Below are 2,029 nucleotides of genomic sequence, written 5' to 3' on the forward strand. Positions count from 1 at the left end.
GATCGCGAAGGCGCGAAGCTCCGGGAGAGCCTCCCGGAGTCCGCGGTGGAGGTCAGGACCCGCCGTCATGGCTCCCGGACCCGACCCGGTCCCGCCGGCAGGTCGCGAAGGCATCCGGAGTGGATTCGCCACCAGCCGTCATGCCCACCTGCAAGGACTCGTCGATCCGGTTCGGGACATCCCGGCCGGCCGCTGCATCATGACGATCGCGCCTCCTGGTTCGCCCTGGTGGAAAGGCTCTTCCGCCCTCCCGTGCGGGACCGGTCCTGAACGGGACCACAACGGCCCGGTCCGCTGCGGTTCATCGCGGCGCGTGCCCTCGGGACGCCCGCCTCGCCCCGGCCGGAAGACTGTCGAGGGTGGACGTGATGTCCCAACGACCCGGCTTCTCGATCCAGGGCACCCCGTGGAGCGCATCCAGGCTGGTTCGTTTCCGGAGATGGCCGGAATACACCAGGAACGGCAGGTCCCAGGACCGCAGCTCGCGAGCCAATTCGGAGCAGAAACCGTCCCGGAGCGTCCGGTCGAGAATCGCGACGTCTGGGTCGGAAGGCGCGGTTCTACTGCATTCGCGGCGCGGGCGGCTCCAAGCAGCCGCGAAGAATTCCCGAACACTTCCAAACGCGTTCGATAAACGCCCTTCTGCGAATGACGCAACAAAGCGACTATGATGATGATTGACGAGGCGGTGGGTAGGTGCCGGGCAGCAGGTCCTGGTAGACCCGCCGGATCCGGCCGTAGCATTCACAGGCGGTCTCTTCGAGCCCTGCTCGGTCGGTCACTGTGATGCTGCCGCGGCTCTGACGGATCAGCCCTGCCGTTTGCAGGGTGCGGGTGATGATACTGACCGTGGTGCGCTGCACGCCCAGCATTTCGGCCAGGAACTCGTGCGTCAGGGGCAAGGTGTCCTGATCGGCCCGGTCATGCATGCTGAGGACCCAGCGGCAGCAGCGCGCCTCGACAGCATGGACTGCATTGCAGGAGACGGTTTGGAACGTCTGGGCGATCAGAACCTCACCGTAGTTCCAGAATAACTGGCGCAGACCAAGGCGGGCGTTCCGCCCCTCGTCGAGGCGCCCGATTGGAATCCGGGACGCCGTGCCCGCCATTTGCACGATATAACGCCCAAAGGCTTTGTGACTGATCTGCGCACTCAGGAAGCCGACGACCCCTTCGCGCCCGGATACCGCGACTTCGGTGGTGGTGCCGTCCTCCATGACATTGACCAGCGAAACGATCGCATTATGGGGGAAATAGGCGTGGCTGATGGGGTCTCCCGTCTCGTAGAGCACCTGCTTGAGGGTCAGGTCGACAAGCTCGAGATGCGGCTCAAGGCAACCAAAATCCTCAGGCTCCAAGGCGGCCAAGAGCCGATTGGTGCGGTGATCTGTCTTGAGGAACTTCGCCATGGCGACGGCATCACCTCGCCACAACAACGCGGATGAGAGCGGATCGTCCCAGCGGCGGTTCCATAAACGGGCGATCTGGTGATTGCCGCTAGTCCTTGGACATCCGCTTGTGTCGCCATGGCCGAGTGCGGCTTCAAGATCAGCCACGAGGCCGTCAAGCAGGTCGTGGCTGCCTATTCTGAGGTGGCCCCTTAAGCGACTCTAGCCCTTCTAGCTGACGAGTTCGTCTGCCCTTGTGGCGAGTCTCTCGTATGCACTTCCGACAGGGTCACGAACCTGGACGAAGGGAGACATTCCAAGGAGCAGCAGCGCCTTCAGGTGCGCCCGGCCGCCATTGTAGCTCACCAAGGGCGCGAAAGGCGTCAACGCGGGACGCGGTTCATGCCCGTAGAGCCGCTCGTATTCGATGAAGTTCGTGAAGCTCTCGTAATCGCGCCCGCGCAGGAGATAGGTCTCGATCGGGGCCCCCTCGGCCAGAATCACCTCATGGCTGTCGAGCAGGATCTGGAAATACTCAATGACCTCTGTGCCTTCGGGCAGCGCAGGCACGATCGACATTCCGTTCACGAGTTCCCGCACGGGTATGAGGACGCCGTCGATGAACAGGGCGTGCTCGGGGG

2 protein-coding genes are annotated in these 2,029 nt (G+C 63.6%); both read right to left on the minus strand.

All coding sequences use genetic code 11. The annotated features are described in order from the left end of the window. Positions 1 to 665: 665 nt before the first annotated feature. Entirely contained in the window at positions 666 to 1,409 is a 744-nt protein-coding gene (locus BN1233_RS41455; RefSeq protein WP_046869538.1) for a Crp/Fnr family transcriptional regulator, read from the minus strand. Positions 1,410 to 1,619: 210 nt separating this feature from the next. Beyond that, on the minus strand, positions 1,620 to 2,029 hold a 410-nt coding region (locus BN1233_RS41460; RefSeq protein WP_046869539.1), incomplete at its 5' end, for a Hint domain-containing protein.

The organism is Microvirga massiliensis (assembly GCF_001006805.1).
GTDB classification, from domain to species: Bacteria; Pseudomonadota; Alphaproteobacteria; order Rhizobiales; family Beijerinckiaceae; genus Microvirga; species Microvirga massiliensis.

Coding starts and splice junctions, on each gene's coding strand:
- BN1233_RS41455 (WP_046869538.1), bottom strand. CDS start 1,409: ATGGCGAAGTTCCTCAAGACAGATCACCGCACCAATCGGCTCTTGGCC.